Genomic DNA, 24,839 nt, shown 5'->3' with positions numbered 1-24,839 from the left:
GGTGGGTCTTGCTATTGGACACGATTTTGGATCATGATCTCCCATGCATTTGGGTCCGGGTGTCCTTGTGGGAATCCTCATGGTTTTCTTTTCGATCCATGCGATGGGCTATCCGTTAGTGGCCGATCACAAAGCATCGCGACCGATGCCCGGACCGTATCGCGAGATTTGGCTTCGCTTTTACAATGCCGGTGAGGAACCGTTGATCTCACCAGCGCTGCAGGCGGGAGGGCGTGCGATGGTGCCGCATATTTGCCGTGCCGTTCGTGATTCGCGGATGCACCTCCGCCGCTATGCGGTCCACGCCTTGGGACATCTCAAGGACCGCCGGGCTCTGGTGACTTTGGAATCGATTTATTCCGACCGCGATGAGGAGTCACTGTTCAGGGGAGATGCCCTTGAGGCAATTTTTGTGATCGATCAGAACTTGGGTCGTTACTATGCGGAACGGGTGCTGGCGTCCGGTTTGCCGGATGGGCATTTCTTGCATGCGGCGGCGAGCCGTATTTTCGCTGAACCCCATCTTATTTTGGTCCCGCCGGTTGCATCATGACCCGGTTCCTTGATTCATCTCCTTTTCGGTGTTCGATGTTGGACGTTCGATGTTCGATGTTCATGTTCTCGCCATGATTCTGGGCATTGACCTCGGTACGACGAATTCAGCGGTAGGCGTGGTGGATTCCGGCTTCCCCATCCTGCTTGCGGATGAGGACGGTCGGAGGATCACGCCGAGCGCGGTTTGGCTCGGTCAGGACGGTTCCATCGAGGTGGGGAGAAAGGCGCTCCGCCGCCGGGCGGTGGACCCGGAGCGGGTGCTGACCAGTGTGAAGCGGCTGATGGGACGGCGGTGGGAGGAAGTTTCCACGGAATCCAGTGTCAGCCGTGGGGTGGATGGCTTGCCGCGGATTTTGGGCAAGCGTCCGGAAGAGGTCAGCGCGGAGATCCTGAAGGAACTGAAACGCATCGCGGATTGGCGGATGGGAACCTCCATTACGAAAGCGGTCATCACTGTCCCCGCCTATTTCAACGACGGCCAGCGGGCGGCAACGAAGCGGGCCGGTGAGTTGGCGGGGCTGGAGGTGGTGCGCATCCTCAACGAGCCGACCGCGGCGGCACTGGCCTATGGTTTGGACAAGCTGCAGGAAAAGTCCCGTGTTGCCGTCTATGACCTCGGCGGTGGTACCTTCGATCTTTCGATTCTCGAAATGCAGGAGGGCGTGTTCCAGGTGTTGGCGACCCATGGGGATACCCGCCTGGGAGGGGATGATCTGGATGCCATCATCCTTGCATGGGTGGCGGAGCGGGAGTCGCTGGATGTCGCCCAGCTTTCCCCGGATGCCCTGGTCCGCCTGACCGTCGAATCCGAGCGGGTCAAAATCGCCTTGGCCGGGGAGGAGGAAACCGTGTTCCAGGTGCCGTTCTTCGATGGCAGCCGCAGTCTGGAAATCCCCGTGACCCGGGGGGATCTGGAAACGCTGGCCTCCCCATGGATCAACCGGACCCTGCGCCATTGCCGCCAGGCCATGGCGGATGCCGGGGTGATGCCGGAAGACCTGGATGCGGTGGTGCTGGTTGGCGGATCCACCCGGATGCCGGCCGTGAGAAGGGCGGTGTCAGGGTTTTTCGGGAAAGAACCGGACGTTTCCCAGCACCCGGACGAAGCCATCGCCCTGGGAGCCACGGTGCAGGCCGGAGTGCTGGACGGCAGCCTCCGCCGGGTGGTGCTGCTGGACGTCACTCCGCTGAGTCTCGGCATCGAGACCTTCGGCGGACTGATGAACGTGCTCATCCCCCGGAACACGACCATCCCCTGCAAGGCCGGTGAAATGTTCACGAACGCCGCGGACGGGCAGCGTTCGATGAAGGTCAGGGTGCTCCAGGGGGAACGGGAGATGGCGCGGGACAACTGGGAACTGGGCGTCTTCGAAGTTGCCTTTGACGCCGCCGCGAAGGGGCAGGCCCGGGTCGGGGTGCAGTTCCGGATCGATGAGAACGGGATCCTTGAGGTATTGGCGCGGGATGTTTCCACCGGCACGGACACCGTCGTGACCATCGGCAGTGCGGCGGTGGATGTGGATGACGAGGCGGTGGGAAAGATGGTCGGCGAGTCCGTCGAACATGCCTTCGAGGACATGGCGGAGCGGATCTTCACCGAGGCGAGGATGAAGGCGGAGGAACTCCTTCCCGCCGTCCGCATGGTGCTGGGCCAGGGGCTCGCCACTCCAGAGGAGAAAGGCGAGATCGAGGCTGCCGTGACGGAGGTGGAGGAGGCCATGGCGAACGGGGCGGCCAATCCTCTCAAGGCCGCGGTCAAGCGTCTGGACACCGCCACCGAAGCCCTTGCAGCAAGGTTGGTTGAGAAGGCGATGGAAGAGGCGCTGGAGAAGCGCCTGGGCATCGGTTGAGCCGTTCTGCTTGCATCAAGCCCGGACGCCTCCTAGTTTCCGCAACCCTGCCGATGAATTCTGATTTTGAGGATCCCAACAACCATGTGCCGGAGGTGACTCCGGACGACGGCTGGGGGGAGGACGCACCGGCTGAACAGTCCGCCAAGCGTATCCCCGCGAAGAAATCCGCCGCCAAGGGCAGGACCAAGGATGCCGAGTTCGAAGTGAGGGAGCTCGCTCCTGGCGCGGATGTCGGATCGGAGCAGGAAGAACCTTTGGCGGAAGATCACGAGGTGGAGTCCTCTGTGTTTGAGGATCCCAACAACCATGTGCCGAAACTGACGGCAGTGGATGACTGGGGGGACCAGGATTCATCCTTCATTCCCAGAAGGCGTGCGGCGGATGAAAGGCCGGCTGGCTACGCCGCGAAGGCGGATGATCAGGACGACAAGGGAATCGAGATCGGCCTCAGGGAGATCGAGCGCGTGCAGGACCAGGAAGTGCGTGGACCTGTCCAGCGCCTCGAAGTTCTGGAGCACACACCGAAACTTGCCATTCCGGAAGCGGGCGCATTGCCGCTGATCGTTCCCAAACAGGTCATCGAAAAGCAGGAAATCCCTGCCGAGGAGCAAGGCCAGGAAACCTGGCATGGACGGAATCCGGAGATCGAAACGTGGGGCAGGCAAAAGTCCGTACAGGTGCGCTGGATCGTGATGTCCGGCCTGGCGCTCGCCGTGGTGCTCATTGCCGGGGTTCTCATTCTGCCCCGTCTGGGTTGGAAGAACGAACGTGGTGTCCGGACGGACTTTTCCAATCTCGAGGTGATTGAAACCCCGATGCTGGAGATCGAAGCCGGTGACAGGTCGGAACTGAGCGAAGGCATCGAGACCAAGGCAAAGGTGCTGGTCGAGGCGTATGCGAAGGCGGCCGGCCCGGATGATGTGATTCCCCTGGTGAGGGACCGGGAGCGCGTGGAGAAAATGATCCGCGAACGCTGGACCCCGATGAATGTTCCCAAGGACTGGCATGTCCCGGATGAGTCCAAATGGGAGATCCTGCGGAGCGGGGACCGTGAATATGGATTCCTTACCGGCCTGTTGCCGGACATCACTCCTTTCCGCTTCTACATCGTCCAGCAGGGTGACAAGGCGCTTCTGGACTGGGAGGCATCCAGCGGCTTCTCCGAGACGAAGTTCGGGGATCTTTCCAAAAGGCAGGGTGATGGAGGGATCGTGCGGGGCTATGTATCCGCCGGAGATCTCTACACGTTTCCGTTGCCCGAGGCGGACTACCAGTGTTTCCGGATCATTTCCGCGGATGGTGAGACTTTCGTCTGGGGCTATGCGAAGCGGACGGATCCCGTGGCGGAAAAGATGGCCGAGCCGTTCCTGCCCGGTGTCATTCCCAGGGAGGTCCGCTCGGAGTATCCGATGACTTTGAAACTGGTGAAAGGCCCTGCAGATTCGCTGCCCAACCAATGGATCATCACGGAGCTGGTCCATATGGAGTGGGTTACCCCATGATATCCGCGCATGAATGACGATTTGACGGCATGGTTCCATTGCGGGCGTTGCGCCTCGTTGTTCCGGACGGCGGCGGGTCCCCACCTTGCCCGTCGCTGCACGGTTTGTGGTGAGGATCCGGCGATCGGGCTGGATCCGGACGCCGCGGCCGGTTCCCCGAAGGCAGGCGGTGGGGGGAAGGATCCCATGTTGCGCCTGAAGATGGCGGAGGTGGAGAAGCCGAAGTTCCACAAACGCGAGGTGAGGCGCCAGAAAGGCCGCTATTTCGCCATGAAGCTTGTTCTGGTATGGATGCTTCTGATGGTGGCCCTGGCCGTTGGCGGGCATTTTCTCTGGCGGGAACAACCGCGGGAAGAACCGACGGAAATGGTGGAGAAGGCCGCCAGAAACTCATTGGCGGATGAAGATTTTGCCTACGTCAACCGGGCCTATGGCAAATGTGTGGCGAATTTGAGCGGGTTCCTTGCCGCAGGCACCCCTGAGGTCAGAAACCAGTTCGTCCGCACCCCCTTGGACACCGCGCGGAGGATGGCCCGGTTCTACCAGTCGAATCCCTTCGGGACCTTCGATGTGAAGTCCATCAAGGGGACGGGCTCCGGCGTCATCCATCTGAAGGATGGCCGCAAGTTGGTGGAAACACGCTGGGCCGCCGCGGATGGCCGCTCGTTCGACGCGGTGTTCTTTGATGAGCAGGGGGACTGGCGGTTGGACTGGGAGGAGTTCGTCCGTTTCAGCGAGCATCCGTGGTTGCTGTTCCTGTCCGAGCCGGGGGACGGGGTGGGGGAGTTCAGGCTCTTCGCCCGTGAGCGGCTTTCCGACCAGCGGAATGAGGTCGGGGATCTCCGGATCGCCCTTCATGCCCCGCGTTTCGGCCACCCCGGTGAAGCGGGGGAAGCATCCACCGAGTTCACGGTGGACCAGCAATCCGAGTCCGGCAAACTGCTGCTGGAAGCGTTCAGGATCCGGAAAGATGGCGGGCGCGTGTATGGCTCGACCCTGCCGAACCAAGACCCGGAAGGAATGATCCGGGTGAGGGTGAAAATCCGGCGTGCCGACGGAACCCTTGGACGAAGCTTCACCATCGAGGAGGTGAAGGCCTGTCACTGGCTGTCGATCGACGACCCCGGTCTGCCCCGCTGAGCCGGATACCCGCGGGGCGCGGGGGAGCGGCGGAAATCAGTCCGCCATCGCCTGCCTCATGATCGACAGTGGATCCGTCTGCGGGAACCAGTGCTGGAAGGCCAGCACCCCTTGGTGGATCAGCAGGGAGAGTCCGTTCGCCGTCCGGCAGTTCATCGACTGTCCCGATGAGATCAGAGGGGTCACCGCCGGTTGGTAGATGGTGTCGTAGATCAGGTGGCCTGCCTTCAGGCACGAAGACGGCAGGATGGAAGCATCCCCCTTCTTCAGGCCGAGCGAAGACGTGTTGACGATCAGGTCAACACTGTGGGCCTCCATGGCGAGAAGTGGATCGTCGAACGAAAGCGCGATGATTTCCGTGGTCGGTCCCAGTGCCACCAGGCGGTTGAGCAGCGGCTCCAGCTTGTCCACCGTCCGGTTCACGATCACCAGCTTCTCGATGCCCTGGAGGGCGCATTGGGTCGCGATCGCCTGCCCTGCGCCGCCGCCCGCACCGGCGATGAGGACTTTCATGGTCGAAAGCGGCTGGCCGAACTCGTCGTCGATGGCGCGGACGAAGCCGGGGCCGTCGGTGTTGAATCCCCGCGTGTGGTCCGCGTCGAAGCGCACCGTGTTCACCGCACCCAGCGACCGGGCTTCCGGGTGGACCTCGCTGCAGGCTTCCAGAGCCTCGAACTTGTGCGGAACGGTGACGTTGCAGCCGATGAAACCGAGCGCCCGCATCCGGTCGAACGCGTCCCGCAGGTGGCCCGGTTCGATCTCGACACGGATATACCGGGCGTCGATCCCCACCGCATCGAGCGCGGGTTGCTGGAGTCTGGGGGAGGCGGAATGGGCGACGGGGTGGCCGATGACCGCGAGTTTCGCCGGTTTGTCCTCGCCTGCGTCCAGACGTTCACGGGAAATCAAGTCATTGAGGGTGAAAACATCGGGCATTTCGTCAGCTTGTGAGGAGGTTGGTGAAACGGTTGAGGCGCGCGACGCAGCGTTCGCGACCCAGCAAATTGAGGATGTCCCCCAGGTCGGGGCCGTGGGGACGCCCGGAAAGTGCCACACGCAGCGGAAACATCAACTGGCCGGCTTTCGCCCCCGCTTCTTTCGCCACTTCCCCCAGAGCCTGCTTCGCCGCATCGGCGGACCAGTCCGACAGGACGCTGAAGGTGGCACCCAGCATGATCAGGATGGTGGGGAGCTGGGCATTTGCCCGCACCTTTGCAACCGCCTCCTCATCATAGGAAAACTCATCGAGGATGAGGAAATCGACCGCGGAAGGCACCTCCTGCAGCAGGCGAACCTTTTCCTTCACCGAACCGGCAATGGCTTCGAAATTCTCCGGAACCGGCAGCCCCGCTTTCTCCACGAACGGCCTTGCCGCCGCGGCGAATGTGGCGGTGTCCAACTTGGCGATGTGCTGGAGGTTGACCCACGCGCATTTCTCGATGTCGAACCGGGCCGGGGCGCGGTTCACGCCCTCCAGGGAGAAGCGCTGGACCAGTTCCTGCGGGGTGAAAATCTCCTCATCGGTCTTCGAGTTCCAGCCGACCAGCGCGAGGAAGTTGACCACCGCATCCGGCAGGAACCCCTGGCGTGGATAGTCGCCCACGGCGGCACCGGCGTCGCGCTTCGACATCTTCGAGCCATCCTGGTTCAGGATCAGCGGGATGTGCGCGTATTGCGGTGCCTTCCCGCCGAACGCTTCGATGAGCTGGAGGTGCTTCGGCGTGTTCATCAGGTGATCCTCGCCGCGGATCACGTGGGTGATTTCCATTTCCAGGTCATCCACCACGTTGACGAAGTGGAAGACATAGGAACCGTCGGAGCGCTTCACCACCATGTCGGGCGTGTTCGATTCGTCACGGTAGTCGATGGTGACTTCCCCGCAGACCAGATCGGTCATCGTGATGGGTTTGCGCTCGAAGCGGAAGCGCCACGCGCCGCCGTCCTCATAGACGCGGTCCGCCTCCACCAGCTTCTGGAACCAGGCGTCATAGATGCTTTTCCTTTCGCTTTGGAAGTAAGGACCGTGCTGGCCGCCTTTGCCCGGGCCTTCGTCCCAGTCCAGCCCGAGCCAGTCCATGCCGTCGAAGATCGCCTGCTTCGCCTCATCCGTGTTGCGCGCTTCGTCCGTGTCCTCCACCCGGAGGACGAAGGTGCCGCCGTGCTTGCGGGCGAAGAGCCAGTTGAACAAGGCGGTGCGTGCCCCCCCGACGTGCAGATAGCCGGTTGGAGAAGGAGCGAAACGGGTGCGGACGGTCATGGGGCGCGGAGTATGGGAACTGCACGCCCATCCTCCAAATGAAAAAGTTCCGGCGGGAGTGCCGGGATATTCACTCTCCGCCGGACTTGAAGGTGAAATCCACCCGCTTGGAGCCCCAGGCTTTCTTGATGTCCTGCTCGAGCTGCTCGAAGGTGCGTCCGTCCAGCAGGACCGCCAGCGCTTCCTCCTCCTCCTTGCCCTCGCGGAGGGCCTTGAGGAATGCCTTCAGCCGTGCGCCGTCCCCCTTGCCATCCAGGTGGATGAAGTAGGTGGTGATGAGCATGGCGCAGCCGTAGTTGATCTGGGTGGTCGATGGGTTCCCGACGAAGTCCTCGTAGGGCATCAGCATCCATTTTTTCAGGGAAGGGAGCGTGATCTCGGTGCCGAGCGCGCGGCCTCCGCGGCCGTCCTCACCGTAACCGGTGGCGTACTGGACGAGGTCGCGGAAATTGTTCCGGACATTGTAGGAACCGGCGCGGTAGGGGGTGACGGAGATGTATTCCGCGATGCCCTCGGTGAACCAGCCGCGCGCGCCCCCGCTGTAGTAAGGGCGCGGGGTGAGCTGGTGGACCAGCTCGTGCGGCAGGGTCTTGTTGCTCTTGTCCCGGTCCAGCATGTAGCCGCTGCCCACGGGACGGACGCCCAGGCTTTCCAGCGGCACCATGACGATGTTCTTCCCGCCGATGAAGACGCCGGCGCTGGAGGGAGGGCCGCCGGCTTTCACGTAGTCTTCCTTGTTCTCGAACAGCAGGATCTCGTGCTTGCCCTTCGCGGACTTGCCGCCGTTGAGAGCGAGCGGAACCGTCGCGCAGTAAAGGTTGGTCGCCTCGAACATGACGGCGAAGCCCTTCACCACCATCTTCGAGAGGCGCACGTCGCAGACGTAGCGGTAGTTCGCGCTTTCATAGATGAAGCGCTTTTCCGTGGGGCTTTCCTCCACCGTGGTGATCTCCGGGTCTTCCGTGAAGGTGATCCGTTCCGGCCATGGCGCGCTGAAGTTGAGCACCTTCCCCGCCACCTCCAGGTCATCGGACGTCCCGCCTTCCGGCATGTTCTCCGGCTTTTCCACCGGCACGGAGGCGACGAAATCCCGGTCAGCCTGGGAAAGCTTCGCCAGCGGGTAGGGGACTTCCCTGCCGTCCTTGAGTTTCAGCAGCACATTGTCCCCGTCCACGCGGACCAGGGAGGCTTCGATCTTCCGGTTGAGGGAGTCCGTCCAGGTGCGTGGTTCCGCGGCGACGGCGGAAGCAATGGCGAGCAGTGAGATGAGAAGGGGACGCATTGGGTAGAAAGGGACCATTATCGTTCTTTTTCATGGGAGTCCAGCGAATGCGGGCGGGTGGAAACTCCGGCTTGGAATGCGGGGATGGGCGGGGCATGGTGGCCGCCCCGCGATGGAGCAACCGGAGAAAACACAGGAAATCGGACAGGAAGATCAGGCACTTCCGGAGAACCCCGGCCTGCGCCAGGACCTCATGGTCCTCATGAAGGTCCGGCTCAACTTCTTCGTCCTGATCACCACCTTCTTCGGCTTCCTGCTGGCTTCCAAGGGCGCGTCGCTGGACTGGTTGAAGCTGCTGAACACCCTGCTGGGCACCGCTGCGGCGGCCTTCGGTTCGGCGGCGTTCAACCAATTGATGGAGATCGAGCTGGACGCGCGCATGCAGCGGACGGCGAACCGCCCGCTGCCGTCCCGCCGGATGAACCCGATGACGGCGTTCGGCGTGGGCTGGGTGCTTTCCGCCCTGGGCATCATCCACCTTTCGGCGAGCGTCGGGCATCTCGCCGCTTATCTCGCCGCCGCCACGGTGGCCGTCTATGTGTTCGTCTACACGCCCCTGAAACGGGCCAGCTCCACCAATACCCTCGTCGGCGCCATTCCCGGTGCCATCCCGCCGATGATCGGCTGGGCCGGCGCGGGCGGCTCCATGGGGCTGGAGGCATGGTTCCTTTTCGGGCTCATGTTCCTCTGGCAGCTCCCCCATTTCGTGGCGATCAACTGGCTCTGCCGGGAGGAATACGAAGAGGCGGGCTACAAGATGTGGTCGAACGGCGATGTCAGCGGGCGCCGCAGCGGCATCCTCTCCGCCATTTTCGCCGTCGGACTAGCCGCCTTTTCGCTGCTGCCGATGGTGACCGGCTTCGCGAATCTGCGGTGGCTCATCATCGGGCCGCTGCTAGGCTTCCTGATGGCGGGGCTGGCGCTGAAGTTCGCAAAGGATGGCGAGCGGACCTCCGCCCGCCGGCTGTTCTTTTCCACGCTGCTTTATCTGCCGGTGGCGTTTGTGGTGTTGCTGATCGCGTGGCGGAACGCTTGAGTTCCGCCCGTGAGCGGATTGATCGAACCGGCGCGGAAACTTTCGGAAAACCTGGCGGGACTGCATTTCAGTCCGCCCGTGGAGTTCACCTACCGTCCCCTGGAGTACGCCTGGGCGGCGCATGAGGCGTACCTGCGGAGATTCGCCGGGGGCACGAAGCGGGTGCTGTTCCTCGGGATGAATCCGGGACCGTTCGGCATGACCCAGACCGGCGTGCCCTTCGGGGAGATCGCCGCGGTGCGCGACTGGATGGGGATCGAGACGGCGGTCGGCAAGCCGGCGGTGGAGCACCGGAAGCGTCCGGTCGAGGGATTCGCCTGCGGAAAGTCGGAGGTCAGTGGAAGGCGGTTGTGGGGCTTGTTCGCGGAACGCTTCGGAGCGGCGGACGCGTTCTTCAAGGACCACTTCGTGCTGAACTACTGCCCGTTGGTCTGGATGAGCCAGACCGGGGCGAATCTCACGCCCGACAAGATCTCCGCCGCTGAGATGGCTCCGGTTGAGGAGGCCTGCCAGATACATCTCGCGGAGGTGATCCGCGTGCTCCGGCCGGAGTTCCTCATCGGCGTCGGCGCGTTTGCTGAGGAGCGCCTGCGGCGTGCCGCACCGGCCGCGGAGAGCGGGGCGTTCATCGGGAAGGTGCTGCACCCTTCCCCGGCATCGCCCGCCGCCAACCGGGGTTGGTCGGAAGCCGCGACGAAGCAACTGCTCGCGCAGGGCGTCTGGTGAATCCCGTCAGAGGGTTTTCAGCAGGGAGGCGACCAGGTCCGCGTCCTCCCGGCGGCCGGTGTTCTCCAGCGCGGCACTGAGATTGTTCAGCAGACGGATCAGGATGGTGCCCGGATCGGTGGCCTCCCGCAGGCTGGACCGTTGCTGGCGGGTCAGTTCCGCGGCGCTCTCGATGAGGGCGGCCTGCGCATGCACGCGCCCATGGTCGAAGCAGTCGATGATGAGTGGGAAGCCGTCCTCGAAGATCCTGGAAAGGAAATGGCCGGGGAAATTCACCCCTTCCACCTCCAGATCGAGCCTGCGCGCCACCAGCATGAAGATGAGGCACAGGCCGAGAGGATTCGACCGTCCCTCTGAGATGCTCCAGGCCAGGTCCGAGTTGCGCGGATCATAGTAATCCGCGCGGTTCCCCTGGAGCCGCCCGCTTTCGAACAGGAATTCACGGAGATCGTTCCCGGTGATGACGCTGTCCTCTCCGGCCTCTTCGGCGAGCAGGTCCAGCGCGTCGGACAGCGGTTGGCGCAGGGTGATGCCATCGTGGAGGAAGTCGGAAAGGGTGCGCAGCAGCGCTTCGAAGGAATCCCAATCCTCCCGCAGCGCGGCCGCCCCGCCGGTGGGCACGATCCAGTCCCGCGTGAGGGCCTTCCTCCGGCCCGGGCTGAGCATCTGCTCCAGCAGCGTTTTTTCACTTCGCGACAGCTCCTGTGGCCGTGCGGCCAGCCATTCGCTCAGGTCGCCGTTGCTTTCGCCCAGACGTTGCGAGACCTGGCTCCGGACTTCCGGAGTGTCATCATCAAGGAGGCGGATGAGTGCATCCAGCTCATCCACCGCGGGAGGAGCGGCTCGCATGCCCGGAGAATAACGCATCAGAAGAACAAATCCAGTCCCCATGCGACGCCCAGACCGGTGATGCCGATCAAGGTTTCCGTCACCGTCCAGGTGCGGAGGGTCTGGGGAACGGTGAGGCCGAGGGACTCCTTCACGATCCAGAATCCGGCGTCGTTGACGTGGGACAGGACCATCGCCCCACAGCCGATGGCGACCACCAGCAACTCGGGGTTGGTGGCAAGCGCGGGATTGGCCGCCCATTCCGGATGGGCGGCTGCTGCGGCTGCCAACACCGGTTTCACCAATCCGATGGCGGCGATGATGGCGACAGTGGCCGAACCGGTGGCGATCCGGATGAGCGCCGCGCAGACCCATGCGAACAACATGGTGGGCATGTCCAGCTTGGCGGCCATCGCCCCGATGGCCTCGGCGGCTCCGCTGGCCTGGAGGACATTGTTGAATCCGCCGCCGCCGCCAACCAGCAGCAAGGTCATGCCGACGGGGCCGAGGGATTTTTCCACGACCTTCAAGGCGTCGTTGCGGGTGAACCGGAACGCCCATGCGGCGAACAGGACGGCCAGAGCGAGCGCGAGGATCGGGTTGCCGATGATTTCCGTGAGTTGGTAAAGGGCAGGTTTCCGGCCGGAGGCGAGGTCCTCCTTGAATATCAGTTCGGAGATGGTGTGGGAAAGGATCAGGATCACCGGCAGGGCGAGGGCCGCGACCGTGCGGAAAAGGGTAGGACGTTCGCGTGCGAAGATGGAAGGGTCCGGGGCCGGTGGCTCGGGGGCGGTCACAGCGACATGGCGGACCGCCCAGTGGGCGAAGAACGGACCGGAAACCGCGGCAATGGGAATGGCGGCGACCAGTCCCCACAGCACCACCTTGCCCAGACTGGCGCCCAGTTCATCCAAGGCGTAAAGTGGGCCGGGGTGGGGAGGCATGACCCCGTGCATGATGGAGAGCACGGCGAGCATTGGCAGGGCCAGTTTCAGGAAGGGCTGCTTCGTTTCCTTTGTCAGTGTAAGCAGGATGGGCAGAAGCATGATGAGGCCCACTGCGAACCAAGTGGTAAAGCCCACGGCCAGCGCCACGATCATCAGTACGAGGTTCACCCGTTTCGCTCCGAAAAAGCCGACCAGGCGTTGTGAGAGGACTTCCGCCCCGCCGGATGCGGCCAGCAGTCCGCCCAACATGGTGCCCAGACCGAGAACCGCCGCAATGCCACCCAGGCTTTTCCCCATGCCATCCTGGAAGGCCATCGCGACTCCCGCAGGGCTGATGGGGACTCCCCCGCCTTTCGACGGAGCATCGATGAGGCCCGCGCCCAGTCCCACCACCAGCGCCGCGAACAGCAGGGCGAGGAAGGCATGGATGCGGAGCCATGCCACCAGGACGATGAGGGAGACCACCGCACCCGCGGTCAGGTAGAGGAGTTTGATCGATTCAGGAGTCACTCCGGCTAAACGAACAGAAACCCCCGGACCGGTCAACCTCCCGGAATCGCCCCGTTTGGTTAGGGAATCCGGACAGATGGCGGAGGTTGGCGCGGTATCATCCGGAATGATTGTCAGGATCGTCCTCGGCCTGCTGGCCCTGAAAATGTCCGCCATCGTCTCCGCCGGGGAGGGGATGGAGCAGGTTATTGTCCACCACCGGGAGGAGGAATTCACCGGCTGGCCCGCCAATGAGGGGATGTGGAGCTGGGGGGACGAAATCCTGGTGTCCTTCAATGTGGCTGCGTTCGAGGAGCGGGGGGAGAAGCACAGCTTCACCGGCAGGCAGCGGGTCGGCTTTGCCCGCAGCATGGATGGTGGCCGCACTTGGGCGGCGGAGAGCCATGACAACGTGGTGGTCCCCGCGCTGGTGAAGGACGCCGCGGAGTCTCCGGGAGATGTGGATTTCTCCCATCCGGATTTCGCGATGAAGGTTCGGGGCCGGTATTTCCATGTTTCCGCCGACCGTGGCAGGCACTGGCGCGGGCCGTTCCGGCTCCCGGACATCGGGCAGCGGACGGACGCACGGACCAGCTACCTCGCCACCGGGAAGTCTTCGTGTCTGTTCTTCATCCCCTGCCGGGTGGACGACGGTCGCGGCGGGCGCATCCGCTCCTGCACCGCGGAGACCACGGACGGCGGGAAGACCCTGCGCTTCCTTTCCTGGATCAGCCCGGACCCCATGGATCTGGCTTCGCCCGGAACCCTGCCGAAAGGGGATGACATGAGCGGCACCATGCCCTCGGTCGTCCGGCTGGATGACGGGCGGCTGGTCTGCGCGTTGCGCAACCGCATCAAGAGCCGCAAGTGGAGCAGCGTCCACGAGTCCACGGACGGTGGGCGGACCTGGCGTCAGATCGCGGAACTGGAAAAAGGAGCCACCAATCCCGTCGCCCTCGTCCGCACCGGAGGGGAGAATCTCGCCGCCATCTATGGCAACCGCAGGGGGAAGCCCTTCGGGATGTCCGCGAAACAAAGCCCCGACGGCGGGAGGACCTGGGGGGAGGAGGTCATGCTGAGGACCGACGGGCGGAAATGGGACCTGGGCTACCCACGTGCCATCGTCCGTCCGGACGGAACGGTGGTGGCCACCTACTATTTCTCCACGGAGGAGCGGCCACAGCAGCACATCGCGGCCACCCTGTGGCGGCCTTGATGGCGAAATCGGCCTTATTTCATCCGATCTTCATTGGATTTTCACGGAGATCCTCTGGAATGCCCTCATGCTTCGAATTCTGCTTGTGGAGGACGAACCCGCGATCGCGGACACGCTGGTCTATGCCCTGGAAACGGAATGCTTCGAAGTGAGGCACGTTCTCACCGGTGGTGACGCGCTGGCTGCGTTCGCGGACAGGCCCTTTGATCTGGCCATCCTCGACATCGGCCTGCCGGACATGAGCGGGCTGGATGTCTGCGGGCAACTGCGCGCGGGCAGCCAGGTTCCGGTGCTGTTCCTCACCGCACGGAATTCGGAGGTGGACCGCGTGCTGGGGCTGGAACTGGGAGGAGATGACTACGTGACGAAACCCTTCTCCCCGCGGGAGATCGTGGCGAGGGTACGGGCCATCCTGCGGCGTGCCAGACCGCAGCCGGTGGCGGAGGCCGCCACCGTTCCGGAGGAACCCGCGACCCTCCACCATGACCACCACGCCATGCGCATCCGCTGCCACGGCCAGGCCCTTGATCTGACGGCCCACGAGTACAAGCTGATGCTCGTCCTGCTGGAGCGTCCCGGTCGCGTCTACACGCGGGACCAGTTGCTCGACAAGGCATGGTCGGACCCGGGGGCGGTCACGGACCGCACCATCGACGCCCACGTGAAATCCATCCGTTCCAAGCTGCGCTCGGTGCGCGAGGGTGCGGAGGAATACATCCAGACCCGCCGCGGCCTGGGCTATCTGCTGTCCCTCGACTGAACCCGCCCTCCCGTGCGTTTCACCCGCGTCACCCTCTTTTTCATCGCCTTTATCATCACGCTGGGGTTCTACCAGCTCACCCGGCACTTCCTCGCGGATGTGGAGCCGCAGATCTTCCAGGCCACGGAGGAGGTGCTGGTGGACATCGCCCACCTGTTGGCGGAGTCCGTGGAGAAGGACGTGGCGCGCGGCGAACTGCGCGCGGACGACCTGCGGGAAACCTTCTCGGAAGCCCACAAGCGGAGGTTCAAGGCGGAGATCTTCGAGCACGTGAAATCGAGGATCGGCATCAACGTCTATCTCACGGACCGGGAGGGCATGGTCATTTTCGATTCCGACGGAGGAAAGCGCGAGGGACAGGATTTCTCCTCGAAACGTGACGTCGCATTGACCATGGCGGGCAGCTATGGCGCGCGCAGCAGCCGGGATGACGATAAGGACCCGACCTCATCCATTCTCTACGTGGCCGCGCCGGTGGGGGATCCGGAGTCCCCGCACGGCGTGCTCACCGTCTTCAAGCCGCAGGCGGACGTCCTGCCGCTGGTGAAGGAACGCAGACGGATCATCTACACCGCGTGCGGGCTCATCGGTGGTGGTGTCCTTTTTCTCATCGGGGCGGTTTTCCTGTGGCTCTTCCATCCCATCGGGAAGATCACCGACTATGCGAATGCCGTGGAGCGGGGGGAACGGCCGATGAAACCGAAGATCGGCATCGGCAGGGAAGTCAACACGCTGGCCAAGGCGCTCGATTCCATGCGGGACGCGCTGGAAGGCAGGCAGTATGCGGAACGCTACATCCAGACCCTCACCCATGAGATGAAAAGCCCGCTCGCCGCCATCCGTGGTGCGGCGGAACTGCTGGATGAGGAGATGCCCCCGGAAACCCGACAGCGCTTTCTGAACAACATCATCGAGGAGACCGCCCGCAGCGAGCGCCTGATCAACCGCCTGCTTGAGCTTTCCGCCATCGAAAGCCGGACCAGCCTCGAAAAACCGGAAGACCTGGATTTCAACACCATCCTCCAGGCCGCCATCGACCAAGCGAAGGCCCACGCGGAGATCGCCCGCGTCTCGCTGGACATCACCATGCCTGACCAGCCGGTGAGAATTCGTGGAGATGCGTTCATCCTCCGTGCCGCCATCCTGAACCTGCTGGAGAACGCCATCGACTTCTCACCGAAGGGCAGTTCGATCCGCATCGATCTCCAGGCGGTGGAGGGACTCGTCACCCTGTCCATCCGTGACCATGGACCGGGCATCCCGGACTATGCGCGGGAGAGGATCTTCGACCGGTTCTATTCGCTGCGCCACCATACGGTCGGCAGGAAGGGGACGGGCCTCGGGCTGACTCTGGTGAAGGAAGCGGCGGAACTCCACGGCGGGACTATCCGCCTGGAGGCACCCGAAGATGGGGGCACACTGGCCATTCTCACGCTTGCCGCCAGTTGAGCCGGAGGGGGGTACAAACCAAGCATTTATTCAAGTTCTGGCTTGGCGGGAGACAGCGGACCTGAGATAGTCGGAAGATCTCAATAAATATTATGTTAAAGGAATTTCGCGAATTTGCCCTGAAAGGGAACCTGGTCGATATGGCGGTCGCTTTCGTGATGGGTGCCGCTTTCACCAAGCTCTCCACCTCATTCATCGAAGATCTGTTCATGCCTCTTCTGGGGTCGGTCATGCCGGGGGGCATGGACTTCTCGAACATGTTCATCGCCCTTTCCGACAAGGTGACCGCCACCGCCCTCGTGGAAGCGAAGAAACAGGGTGCGGTGTTCGCCTACGGTAATTTTGTGTCAGTGGGCCTGAATTTCCTCATCGTGGCGTTCGCCATGTTCCTCGTCGTCAAGGGCATCAACAAAGCGAAATCCTTCGCCGAGAAGCCGAAGCCGGAAGAAGCCCCTCCGGAACCTTCGAAAGAGGAGAAACTCCTGGCCGAGATCCGCGACCTGTTGAAGGCGAAAGTCTGATCCGGGCGTTGACGGTGGCCCATTTTCGCTGACTCCGCACTGGCGCAACCCCGCGCTTCGTGCTGTTTTTCCCGGGTGTCCGCCGTCACGAACATCGCCGCCTACCGCTTCGCTCCCCTGTCCGGCCTCAAGGAATTGAGGGAACGGCTCATCGCCGATTGCAAGGCGTGGGGGCTGAAGGGGACGATCTTGCTCAGCACGGAGGGGATCAACCTTTTCGTCGCCGGAGCAGGCGGCTCCATCGCTCGGCTGATGGAACTGCTGCGGTCCGTACCGGGCCTGGAGACGCTGGAGCCGAAGGTCAGCGAAAGCGACACGCAGCCGTTCAACCGGATGCTGGTCCGCATCAAGAAGGAGATCATTTCCTTCGGTTTCGAGAGCATCCGCCCGGCGGAATACACGTCGCGGAAGATCGCTGCGAAGGAACTGAAGCAGTGGCTGGACGAAGGAAAGCCGGTGACCCTGCTCGATACCCGCAACGACTATGAGGTGAAGCTGGGGACGTTCCGCAACGCCATCATCCCCCACATCGACACCTTCCGCCAGTTCCCGGATGCCGTGCGGAAACTGCCGGAGGAACTGAAGGGCCAGCCGGTTGTCATGTTCTGCACCGGTGGCATCCGCTGTGAGAAGGCCGGACCCTTCATGGAGATGGAGGGTTACAAGGACATCTACCAGCTCGACGGCGGTATCCTGAAATACTTTGAGGAAGTGGGCGGCGACCACTACGACGGCGAGTGCTTTGTTTTCGACCAGCGCGTGGGCGTGGACCCCGCCCTGAAGGAGACGGACACCGCGGTGTGCTACGCCTGCCAGGCTCCGCTGGATGCCGCTGAGCAGGAGGATCCCCGTCATGTGCCGGGCGTGAGCTGCCCTCATTGCTTCAAGAGCGAGCCGGAGAAAATGGCCCGCCGCATCGCGGAGAAGGAAGCGGCGCTGAAAGAAGCGTCCACCCCGTTGCCCGGATCCATCGCGATGGAGAACCGCCGCCCGGTGAATGTGCCGGCCGCCCATGACCGCCGGGAGCTGGTCGAGGTGCTGGTGGATCTTTTCCCCCAGATCCCGCGCGACGAATGGGAGCGACGTTGTGATGAAGGCAGGTTCGTGAGCTACGGCGGTGCCGTCCGCGGTCGCCACCACATCGTCCGGGCGGGCGAGCGCATCCTCCAGATCTTCCCCGGTGAGGTGGAACCGGAGGTTTCAACGGACATCCGCATCGTGCATGAGGATGAAGCCATCATCGTGATCCACAAGCCGGCCCCACTGCCAATGCACGCCAGCGGCCGCTTCCACCGCAACACGCTCCAGTATCTCCTCAATCAGGTCTATGGGCCGAAGTATCCCCGGCCGGTCCACCGTCTGGACGCGAATACGTCCGGTCTGGTGGTCTTCGCCCGCACCCGCCACTTCTGCAGGCTGCTCCAGCGCCAGTTCATCGAAGGCACGGTGGACAAGCGCTATCTCGTCCGGGTCGATGGCGCACCGGCGGATGATTCCTTTTTCTCGGAAGCCCCCATCTCCCAGGAGTCAGGCGCGATGGGAACGCGCGGCGTTGATGAGGAGGACGGCTTGCACGCCCGCACCGACTTCGCCGTGCTCGACCGCTCCGGAGATGGCACCACCCTTCTCGAAGCGAAGCTGGGCACCGGCCGGACGAACCAGATCCGCATCCACCTATGGGAGATGGGCCATCCGGTGACGGGGGACCAGGCGTACCTCGCCGGTGGCCGGATCGGCGCCGTCCAGACCCTCGACCCGGAGATCGAGCCGCTGTGCCTCCACGCGTGGAAGCTGGCGTTCGACCATCCCATCAGCGGCGAACGGATGACCTTTGAAACGGATCGGCCATTCTGGGCGGTCTGATCATTTCACGACGTCGATCGCCGAGAGCTTCTCCGTGGAGTTCCGCTCGCTGACGGTCAGCTTGAGAAGACCGTTGGGCGATTGGGCGGTGACCTCCGTGCGGGTGCTGTCGTGGAAGCTGACGGTCCAGTTGGTGAAATTGTCCACACTGCCGCCGGTCTGGCGGAATGACGTCGCGAAGCCGGTCACATATTCGCCGCGGAACTGTGCCTTCTCCGTTTCAGTGGGGATCGCGTTGTATTTGGCGGCCACATTCTCGCCCGGGGCGGTAAAGACCGGCCAGTCGATCATGTCCTGGGCTTTGGTGTCACCTTTCGCCAGAGCGACAAAGGCGGAGCGGGCGAAGGAAACGTCACCGGTCGCCTCGGATTTCGTCTTATCGCAACTGGTGATTGAAAGAACGGCGACCAAAGGCATGGAAAGTAGGAGGTACTTCATGCTAGGAGTCCCGCATTCGGCGTGCCTCACGCAGTTGCGGGACTTTGCACGCCTTTCCCGCAGATGCTCATCTGCGTTTTGCGATTGGATCGTGCCATTTGCGTTGGGTTACTGCTAACGATCAAACCGGAACACCCCGGCGTAGCGGTGCTTTTTCCCTTTCAGGTGGCTGCGGATGATTTCCGCGGCGATGACGCTGTAGGTGATGCCGTTCCCACCGAATCCGAGGGCAAACAGGCAGTCGGGATGTTTGTTGTAGGGGCCGATGTAGGCAAGACCATCCTCGGTCTCGCCGAACGTCCCGGCCCATTCGAAAGCGGGTTCCATCCGGATCGCGGGGAAAAAGTCACGGAAGCGGGCGGCCAGCTTGTCCGCCTTCGCGGGCAGCACGCGGTCACGCGCTTTCGCGTTGCGGAAGGGGACGTCCTCCCCGCCGAAGATCGCCCGGCCCCCTGCTCCGCCGCGCAGGTAGAAATACGGACGGGCGCTCTCCCACAGCAGACAGCGCCTCCACCACGGTTCCGCATCCGGGATCGGTTCGGAGGCGATGGCGAAGGAACTGTTCAGATTCACGAACCGGCCGGTATCGAAAAGTTCGGACGCCTCGTAGCCCGTGGCCACGACAACCTTGCGCGCGCGGACCGAGGTCCCCCGGTCCGTCGTGACGGTGACACCGCCGGCATGGTGGTTGATTTCCGTGGCGGCGGTGCGGTCGAAAATGCGGCCACCCCTGGCGGTCGCCGCCTGCAGCAGGCCGTGGGTCAGCCGGTAGGCATCCACCTCCGCGGCTTGGACGGAGTGCAGCGCCCCGGGCCGGTAGAAGCCGAACTTTGCGGCGACTTCCGTGGCGTCCCACTCCGCCACCTGGATGCCGATCTTGCGCCGTGCCTCGCCTTCTTCCCGCAGGACCGGCCAGTCCTTTTCCCGGGACGCGAGGTAGACGCTGTCCTTGCGGAGGAAGTCACAGTCGATGGACGACGCCTGGATGCGCCGCTCTAGGATGTCGATGCTTTCATGGCAGGCCATGTAGGCCAGTTCCCCCATCCGGCGGCCATGCCGTGCGATGAGATCCACCAGATGGGTATCGACCTCATATTGCAGGAGCGCGGTGCTGGCGCTGGTGCTGCCACGTCCGACGTCCCGCGCATCCAGCGTGATGACATCATGGCCATCAGCGGCCAGCGCCTCCGTCACCAGCGCACCGGTGATGCCCGCTCCCAGCACGAGGACTTCGCATGACCCATTCTCCAGTAATGGCGGATAGGTGGATAGGATTCCGTTCCTCACCGACCAGAAGGGATGCTCCGATGTCAGATTCATGCAGTGCCTCCAAGATCATCCCATTGTGGCGGGTTTCAACTGATGGATGGTTCATTGCAGATCGCTCCGCGTTCATTCGGAATGCACGGAGGATTCGTGCAGGCATCCACCGGCAGTCATTGGAAATCATTGGCTGCCCTGTTAGGTATGGAACGCGCTGGACGGAGCGGCCTATGCAAACAGCGACGATGGAGAAGAAGCCCGCCAGCAAACCCCAGCCCGCCGCCCAGCCTGCGATGGGTGCCGTGGTCATGGAACAGGGAGTGGATTTCCGCGTGTGGGCGCCGAATGCGGCGAAGGTCCATGTGACCGGTGATTTCAACGGCTGGGCGGACCCGGGAGTGCGGCTGGAAAAGGAGGACAACGGGAACTGGAGCGGTCACTGTGCGGAGGCAAAGGTGGGCGACAAATACCGCTTCCGCCTTTCCTGGGATGGCGGAGAGGCGCTGCGGGTCGATCCCCGGGCGAGGATGATCGACACCGCCACCGGTGACGGCGTCATCTATCAGGACACCTTCGACTGGGGGGATCTGGAGTTCGAAGCCCCGCCGCTCAACGAGGTCGTCCTGTATGAGCTGCATGTGGGAACCTTCGGCGGATCCGGGAAAACCGGGCGGCCCGGGACTTTCGCGGATGTCATCCGCCGGTTGCCCTACCTGCGGGATCTGGGGGTCAACGTGATCGAGCTGCTGCCGCCCACCGAGTTTCCGGGTGAAACCTCATGGGGCTACAACCCGAACCATCCCTTCGCGGTGGAGATGGACTACGGCGGGCCGGACAAGCTCAAGGAACTCATCCGTGAGGCCCACGCCCATGGCATCGCCGTGATCCTGGATATCGTTTACAACCACTTCGGTCCGGACCAACTCGACCTCTGGCAGTTCGACGGATGGTCCCAGGACGGCATGGGCGGCATCTATTTCTACAATGACTGGCGGGCGGAGACCCCGTGGGGACAGACCCGGCCAGACTATGGCCGCCATGAGGTGCGCCAGTATCTGAGGGACAATGCCGTGATGTGGGCGACGGAGTTCCGGGCGGATGGACTGCGGCTGGACGCTGTCAGCTACATCCGTCGGACGAAGGGGATCGAGAACCACGAGTCCGTGGATCTCCCGGAGGGCTGGCAGTTGCTTCAATGGATCAACAAGGACCTGAAGCTGGTGTCCCCCCGCGTCTATGCCATCGCGGAGGATCTCGGCTGCAATGCCGCGCTGACCTCCTGGGTGGAGGAGGGCGGGGCGGGCTTCGACACCCAGTGGGATGCCGCATTCGTCCATCCGCTGCGCGCCGTGCTGGAGAACCCGTCTGATGATCACCGGGACGTCGGTGCCATCGCATCCGCGGTGACTCCGCTGCTGGCAGGGGACGCATTCCGCAGGGTGATCTATACCGAGTCCCACGACGAGGTGGCCAACGGCCGCCAGCGGCTGGTATCGGAAATCGACGGAGAGAATCCGTCCGGCATCTGGGCCAGACGCAGGGCGCTGCAGGCGGCCGGGGTGGTCCTCACCTCACCCGGTGTGCCGATGATTTTCCAGGGGCAGGAGATCCTGGAAGACGGCTGGTTCGACGATCGGACGATGATGGACTGGCAGAAGCTGCGCGACTTCCGCGGGATCCAGATGGCGTTCCGGGATCTCATGCGTCTGCGGAGAAATCTCGACGGCTTCTGCCGCGGGCTGACCGGCCAGAACGTGGACGTCTTCCACAGGAACCAGGATGCGAAGGTCATTGCCTGGCACCGCTGGTATGACGGTGGCCCTGGGGACAGCACCGTGGTCGTCATGAACCTGACCGGAAAAACCTACGAGGGATATGAACTGTCCCTGCCTGCCGGAGGCGCGTGGAGGGTCCGGTTCAATGCGGACTGGGAAGGATACAGCGGGGATTTCGACAACACGCTGCTGACGGAGATCGAGGCGGGGGAAGGCGCGGAAGGTCACCCGCATCCTCTGGGCGCGCTCACTCTTCCTCCCTACGCGTTGTTGGTCCTCAGCCAGGATCAGTAACCGTCCCCGTCCTCCGGATACTCCCGTTCGCAGCGGCCCTTGCAGATGGCATACACGCCGAATGCGACGAGCCCGGCGAGCAGGAGTCCTCCGGCGAGGCCGACGGCCTCCCGCTGTGGCGTTGAGCGGAGCGCCCTGAGGCGGGCGGCCGCATAGGCTCCTCCGCTTTCCAGTTGGTGTCTCGCTGTGTCAGCCAGTTGCCGGGCGCCGTCAGGAACCGTGCGGTGCGCGGTGTGGGAGATGAGGGGCGCCACATCCTGGCGGAGTTGGGAAAGATCGTCACCCACCCGGGAAAGCAGGTTCAGGGCACGGCGGTCGTTGAATGGGGATTGGGACATGATGGTTTCTGGATGATCCTGCCAAGTAACGTCCCATATTCCGAAACTTCAAGGGACTTCGTGAAGGCATGGGAGATGGGGCGGCCATTGCCTTGTGCAACCGGAATCATCGCCTTCTGCAATTCGATCCGCACTTCAGCGGGAGGATGTGAAGGCCGCAGGCGGTTGAATCCACCGATTTGCGGAGGTTTTTCAACGGGTCTGAATTGGGGCGTTGGAATGGCACAATTTCCGCTCAGACGCAGTGCGTTATCCAGGTAACGGGGGGTTCACACTGTACGCCGGCAGAGCGGTCAGGCCCCATGTCCTGCATGCCGTCCTCAAACCGTTTCCCATGTCCACTTTGGAGCTGCGCGTACAATCCATGGCTGACTCGACGAACTCGAAAAACGCCGGCCGCCTTTTGTCGTCTGGGCGGGGACGAAAGCGCCCTCGGATTCTCATCGTGACTCCGGAGCTGAACAGCAGCAGCTCGCTCTGGCTGCGCGGGGGGAAAGCGCCGAGGGCGAAGGCGGGCGGGCTGGCGGACATGTGCACCCTGCTGGTGGATTCCCTTTCGGAACGCGGGGCGGATGTCCATGTGGCGATGCCCCATTTCCGGAGTCTTTTCCGGGAGGAGCCCATGCTTTCGCGGCGGTTGCACCTTTGCCAGGACCGGGAGTTCTACTACCGGCGGTCCGTGTATGAAGGCGGTGCCAGCGACAACCGCAGGGCGGCGCTCGTTTTCCAGCGGGACGTCATCCACCATGTCCTTCCCCAGGTCCGTCCGGACATCGTCCATTGCCATGACTGGATGACCGGCTTGGTCCCTGCGGCCGCCAGGAAGATGGGGATGAAAAGCATTTTCACCATCCACAACCTGCATGACGAGCAGGCGACGCTCGCTGAGATCGAGGACCGCGGCATCGACGCCGCGCGCTTCTGGGATGGACTCCATTACCAGCAGTATCCGGAATCCTACGTTCAGAGCCGGTCATGGAACCAGGTCTCCTTCCTGCCGTCCGCCGTCCATGCGGCCGACCATGTGAACACGGTCAGCCGGTCGTTCCTCCATGAGCTCATGGACGGACGGCACGCCGGGACTGAACGGCTCAATGAGGTGCTGCGGGCGAAGCACTCCGCCGGCTGCGCTTCAGGCATCATCAACGCCCCGGACGCCACCTGGAATCCTGAGTCCGATCCCGCGCTGGTGGAGCGGTATGGTGCATCCACCCATGCGGGGGCAAAGGCGGCGAACAAGGCCGCCCTCCAGAAGGCCTGCGGGCTGGAGGTGAATCCCTCCGCGCCGCTGCTTTTCTGGCCCTCCCGCCTGGACCCGGTGCAAAAGGGCTGCCAGTTGCTGGCGGACATCCTCTATCAGGTGACGAGTGACCATGCCGCGAGCGGCCTGCAGGTGGTTTTCGTGGCCGACGGACCGTACAAACGCCACTTCGAGCACATCGCGGACTTCCACGGTCTCCGCCACCGGATTGCCGTCTGCCAGTTTGATGAGACGTTGTCGCGGCTTGCCTTCGGAGCTTCGGATTTCGTCATGATGCCATCATCCTATGAACCCTGCGGACTGGCGCAGATGGTGGGACTGAAGTATGGAAGCCTGCCCATCGTCCACCGGACCGGAGGACTGCAGGACACCGTCGAGCATCTGTCGCCGGACTCAGGGGCCGGAAATGGATTCGTCTTCGAGAATCACGACGCCGGCGGACTCCGGTGGGCCATCCAGGAAGCCATGCGGTTCCACCGCCAGCCTGACGGACAACGCCATGGGGCTGTGGAACGGATCATGCGGCAGAGCCAGGAGCGTTTTGCCCCTGCCTCCGCGGTCGATTCCTACGTCGGCTTGTTCGAGAAACTGCTCGGAAGATCCCTGCAGGGAGAAACCAACCTCCGCTACGCCGGGAAATGAGAACTCAGCTTCAGGATCGACTCGAGCGGAATCGCCCGTTCAAGGCTGTTGGGAAGCGGCACGGAGGAATTCACCTGATAGGTGTTATTCCGGCCGGTTTTATGAATATTGAGCAGGTTGCTTCGATGCAAGGAGCCCACCAGCAATCTGGCGGATCGTTCGCTGATTCCCAGCGTGCGCGCCAGATCGGTCATTCTCAAACGCGGGTTACCCGCCAGCAAAATCAGCACCTGACCATGACGGCTGAGCAGAGACCAAGGTTTTTTCGTGGATGGCATGTGCGGATGATGTATATACATTAGAATGAGGGGAAGTAAAAATCGGGATTTTTTTTGCATTTCTCCGCCTCACAAATGAAAAAACACTCTCTATAAAAAGCACCGCGTTCTCCCCGAAATACAGGT

General features: G+C 63.0%; 22 protein-coding genes. 13 read left to right on the top strand and 9 right to left on the bottom strand.

All coding sequences use genetic code 11. The features are described 5' to 3' along the window. Positions 1–79: 79 nt before the first annotated feature. The 4 genes from OVA24_RS19425 (at position 80) to OVA24_RS19410 (ending at position 5,050) form a co-directional block, all read left to right on the top strand. Positions 80–553 (top strand): HEAT repeat domain-containing protein, encoded by a 474-nt coding sequence (locus tag OVA24_RS19425; protein WP_267671799.1) that lies wholly within the window; start codon positions 80–82, stop codon positions 551–553. Between the two features lie 73 nt (positions 554–626). Beyond that, positions 627–2,405, top strand: coding sequence for an Hsp70 family protein (locus OVA24_RS19420; protein ID WP_267671797.1), 1,779 nt, complete (start codon positions 627–629; stop codon positions 2,403–2,405). A 53-nt stretch (positions 2,406–2,458) separates the two neighbouring features. Next, on the top strand, positions 2,459–3,910 hold the full coding sequence (locus tag OVA24_RS19415; protein WP_267671796.1) for a hypothetical protein: 1,452 nt from the start codon (positions 2,459–2,461) through the stop codon (positions 3,908–3,910). 9 nt (positions 3,911–3,919) lie between these two features. Next, positions 3,920–5,050 carry a hypothetical protein gene (locus tag OVA24_RS19410; RefSeq protein ID WP_267671795.1) on the top strand — a complete coding sequence of 377 codons (1,131 nt, stop codon included), beginning with the start codon at positions 3,920–3,922 and terminating at the stop codon, positions 5,048–5,050. A gap of 36 nt (positions 5,051–5,086) precedes the next feature. Here OVA24_RS19410 and aroE read toward each other — a convergent pair whose 3' ends face one another. From aroE to OVA24_RS19395, 3 genes are all read right to left on the bottom strand, one after another. Continuing rightward, positions 5,087–5,986, bottom strand: coding sequence for a shikimate dehydrogenase (gene aroE / locus OVA24_RS19405; protein WP_267671794.1), 900 nt, complete (start codon positions 5,984–5,986; stop codon positions 5,087–5,089). Positions 5,987–5,990: 4 nt separating this feature from the next. Next, positions 5,991–7,307 (bottom strand): glutamate--tRNA ligase, encoded by a 1,317-nt coding sequence (locus OVA24_RS19400; RefSeq protein WP_267671793.1) that lies wholly within the window; start codon positions 7,305–7,307, stop codon positions 5,991–5,993. A gap of 70 nt (positions 7,308–7,377) precedes the next feature. Beyond that, positions 7,378–8,589: an SHD1 domain-containing protein gene (locus tag OVA24_RS19395; protein WP_267671792.1), complete on the bottom strand. Its 1,212-nt coding sequence runs from the start codon at positions 8,587–8,589 to the stop codon at positions 7,378–7,380. A 76-nt stretch (positions 8,590–8,665) separates the two neighbouring features. Between OVA24_RS19395 and cyoE the strand changes: the two genes are divergently transcribed. Continuing rightward, complete coding sequence (cyoE, locus tag OVA24_RS19390) at positions 8,666–9,625, top strand: heme o synthase (RefSeq protein WP_267671791.1); 960 nt, start codon at positions 8,666–8,668, stop codon at positions 9,623–9,625. A gap of 9 nt (positions 9,626–9,634) precedes the next feature. Further along, a complete protein-coding gene (locus OVA24_RS19385) occupies positions 9,635–10,351 on the top strand; it encodes a single-strand selective monofunctional uracil-DNA glycosylase (RefSeq protein WP_267671790.1) in 717 nt (238 codons plus the stop codon). 6 nt (positions 10,352–10,357) lie between these two features. On the opposite strand, the gene OVA24_RS19380 is transcribed toward OVA24_RS19385, so the two are convergent. Together OVA24_RS19380 and OVA24_RS19375 are read right to left on the bottom strand one after the other, a co-directional pair. Further along, positions 10,358–11,200, bottom strand: a complete 843-nt coding sequence (locus OVA24_RS19380; protein ID WP_267671789.1) for a transglutaminase-like domain-containing protein — start codon at positions 11,198–11,200, stop codon at positions 10,358–10,360. 17 nt (positions 11,201–11,217) lie between these two features. Next, complete coding sequence (locus OVA24_RS19375; protein WP_267671788.1) at positions 11,218–12,636, bottom strand: GntP family permease; 1,419 nt, start codon at positions 12,634–12,636, stop codon at positions 11,218–11,220. A gap of 106 nt (positions 12,637–12,742) precedes the next feature. Here OVA24_RS19375 and OVA24_RS19370 point away from each other — a divergent pair, with 106 nt between their 5' ends. The 5 genes from OVA24_RS19370 to OVA24_RS19350 all read left to right on the top strand — a co-directional run bounded on the left by OVA24_RS19370 (position 12,743) and on the right by OVA24_RS19350 (position 18,424). Then, a complete protein-coding gene (locus OVA24_RS19370; RefSeq protein ID WP_267671787.1) occupies positions 12,743–13,831 on the top strand; it encodes a sialidase family protein in 1,089 nt (362 codons plus the stop codon). A 67-nt stretch (positions 13,832–13,898) separates the two neighbouring features. Beyond that, the gene (gene creB / locus OVA24_RS19365) at positions 13,899–14,591 is read left to right on the top strand and encodes a two-component system response regulator CreB (RefSeq protein ID WP_267671786.1); all 693 of its coding nucleotides are present in this window, start codon (positions 13,899–13,901) and stop codon (positions 14,589–14,591) included. 12 nt (positions 14,592–14,603) lie between these two features. Next, positions 14,604–16,040: a two-component system sensor histidine kinase CreC gene (gene creC, locus OVA24_RS19360; protein WP_267671785.1), complete on the top strand. Its 1,437-nt coding sequence runs from the start codon at positions 14,604–14,606 to the stop codon at positions 16,038–16,040. A gap of 92 nt (positions 16,041–16,132) precedes the next feature. Beyond that, complete coding sequence (gene mscL, locus OVA24_RS19355; RefSeq protein ID WP_267671784.1) at positions 16,133–16,561, top strand: large conductance mechanosensitive channel protein MscL; 429 nt, start codon at positions 16,133–16,135, stop codon at positions 16,559–16,561. A 75-nt stretch (positions 16,562–16,636) separates the two neighbouring features. Next, positions 16,637–18,424, top strand: coding sequence for an oxygen-dependent tRNA uridine(34) hydroxylase TrhO (locus OVA24_RS19350; RefSeq protein ID WP_267671783.1), 1,788 nt, complete (start codon positions 16,637–16,639; stop codon positions 18,422–18,424). Here OVA24_RS19350 and OVA24_RS19345 read toward each other — a convergent pair whose 3' ends face one another. Together OVA24_RS19345 and OVA24_RS19340 are read right to left on the bottom strand one after the other, a co-directional pair. After that, positions 18,425–18,841 carry a hypothetical protein gene (locus OVA24_RS19345; RefSeq protein WP_267671782.1) on the bottom strand — a complete coding sequence of 139 codons (417 nt, stop codon included), beginning with the start codon at positions 18,839–18,841 and terminating at the stop codon, positions 18,425–18,427. A 135-nt stretch (positions 18,842–18,976) separates the two neighbouring features. Further along, the gene (locus OVA24_RS19340) at positions 18,977–20,182 is read right to left on the bottom strand and encodes an NAD(P)/FAD-dependent oxidoreductase (protein WP_267671781.1); all 1,206 of its coding nucleotides are present in this window, start codon (positions 20,180–20,182) and stop codon (positions 18,977–18,979) included. Positions 20,183–20,355: 173 nt separating this feature from the next. Here OVA24_RS19340 and OVA24_RS19335 point away from each other — a divergent pair, with 173 nt between their 5' ends. Then, positions 20,356–22,194, top strand: coding sequence for an alpha-amylase family glycosyl hydrolase (locus OVA24_RS19335; RefSeq protein WP_267671779.1), 1,839 nt, complete (start codon positions 20,356–20,358; stop codon positions 22,192–22,194). Here OVA24_RS19335 and OVA24_RS19330 read toward each other — a convergent pair. Beyond that, positions 22,188–22,532, bottom strand: a complete 345-nt coding sequence (locus OVA24_RS19330; RefSeq protein WP_267671778.1) for a hypothetical protein — start codon at positions 22,530–22,532, stop codon at positions 22,188–22,190. The two genes, OVA24_RS19335 and OVA24_RS19330, sit on opposite strands and share 7 nt — an antisense overlap. A 445-nt stretch (positions 22,533–22,977) precedes the next feature. On the opposite strand from OVA24_RS19330, the gene OVA24_RS19325 reads away from it, so the two are divergent. Then, a complete protein-coding gene (locus tag OVA24_RS19325; RefSeq protein WP_267671777.1) occupies positions 22,978–24,435 on the top strand; it encodes a glycogen synthase in 1,458 nt (485 codons plus the stop codon). On the opposite strand, the gene OVA24_RS19320 is transcribed toward OVA24_RS19325, so the two are convergent. Then, the gene (locus tag OVA24_RS19320) at positions 24,420–24,713 is read right to left on the bottom strand and encodes a hypothetical protein (protein WP_267671776.1); all 294 of its coding nucleotides are present in this window, start codon (positions 24,711–24,713) and stop codon (positions 24,420–24,422) included. The genes OVA24_RS19325 and OVA24_RS19320 overlap by 16 nt on opposite strands. Positions 24,714–24,839: the final 126 nt, after the last annotated feature.

Source organism: Luteolibacter sp. SL250 (assembly GCF_026625605.1).
Classification (GTDB): domain Bacteria; phylum Verrucomicrobiota; class Verrucomicrobiia; order Verrucomicrobiales; family Akkermansiaceae; genus Luteolibacter.
Note: the sequence above shows the minus strand (reverse complement) of the source record. Positions and strands in the feature narration are given on the sequence as shown.

Bases quoted from the DNA above. Each gene is read 5' to 3' on its own strand.
- OVA24_RS19425 (WP_267671799.1), top strand. From the start codon at position 80: ATGGTTTTCTTTTCGATCCATGCGATGGGCTATCCGTTAGTGGCCGAT.
- OVA24_RS19420 (WP_267671797.1), top strand. From the start codon at position 627: ATGATTCTGGGCATTGACCTCGGTACGACGAATTCAGCGGTAGGCGTG.
- OVA24_RS19415 (WP_267671796.1), top strand. From the start codon at position 2,459: ATGAATTCTGATTTTGAGGATCCCAACAACCATGTGCCGGAGGTGACT.
- OVA24_RS19410 (WP_267671795.1), top strand. From the start codon at position 3,920: ATGAATGACGATTTGACGGCATGGTTCCATTGCGGGCGTTGCGCCTCG.
- aroE (WP_267671794.1), bottom strand. From the start codon at position 5,986: ATGCCCGATGTTTTCACCCTCAATGACTTGATTTCCCGTGAACGTCTG.
- OVA24_RS19400 (WP_267671793.1), bottom strand. From the start codon at position 7,307: ATGACCGTCCGCACCCGTTTCGCTCCTTCTCCAACCGGCTATCTGCAC.
- OVA24_RS19395 (WP_267671792.1), bottom strand. From the start codon at position 8,589: ATGCGTCCCCTTCTCATCTCACTGCTCGCCATTGCTTCCGCCGTCGCC.
- cyoE (WP_267671791.1), top strand. From the start codon at position 8,666: ATGCGGGGATGGGCGGGGCATGGTGGCCGCCCCGCGATGGAGCAACCG.
- OVA24_RS19380 (WP_267671789.1), bottom strand. From the start codon at position 11,200: ATGCGAGCCGCTCCTCCCGCGGTGGATGAGCTGGATGCACTCATCCGC.
- OVA24_RS19370 (WP_267671787.1), top strand. From the start codon at position 12,743: ATGATTGTCAGGATCGTCCTCGGCCTGCTGGCCCTGAAAATGTCCGCC.
- creB (WP_267671786.1), top strand. From the start codon at position 13,899: ATGCTTCGAATTCTGCTTGTGGAGGACGAACCCGCGATCGCGGACACG.
- mscL (WP_267671784.1), top strand. From the start codon at position 16,133: ATGTTAAAGGAATTTCGCGAATTTGCCCTGAAAGGGAACCTGGTCGAT.
- OVA24_RS19345 (WP_267671782.1), bottom strand. From the start codon at position 18,841: ATGCCTTTGGTCGCCGTTCTTTCAATCACCAGTTGCGATAAGACGAAA.
- OVA24_RS19340 (WP_267671781.1), bottom strand. From the start codon at position 20,182: ATGAATCTGACATCGGAGCATCCCTTCTGGTCGGTGAGGAACGGAATC.
- OVA24_RS19335 (WP_267671779.1), top strand. From the start codon at position 20,356: ATGCAAACAGCGACGATGGAGAAGAAGCCCGCCAGCAAACCCCAGCCC.
- OVA24_RS19330 (WP_267671778.1), bottom strand. From the start codon at position 22,532: ATGTCCCAATCCCCATTCAACGACCGCCGTGCCCTGAACCTGCTTTCC.
- OVA24_RS19320 (WP_267671776.1), bottom strand. From the start codon at position 24,713: ATGCCATCCACGAAAAAACCTTGGTCTCTGCTCAGCCGTCATGGTCAG.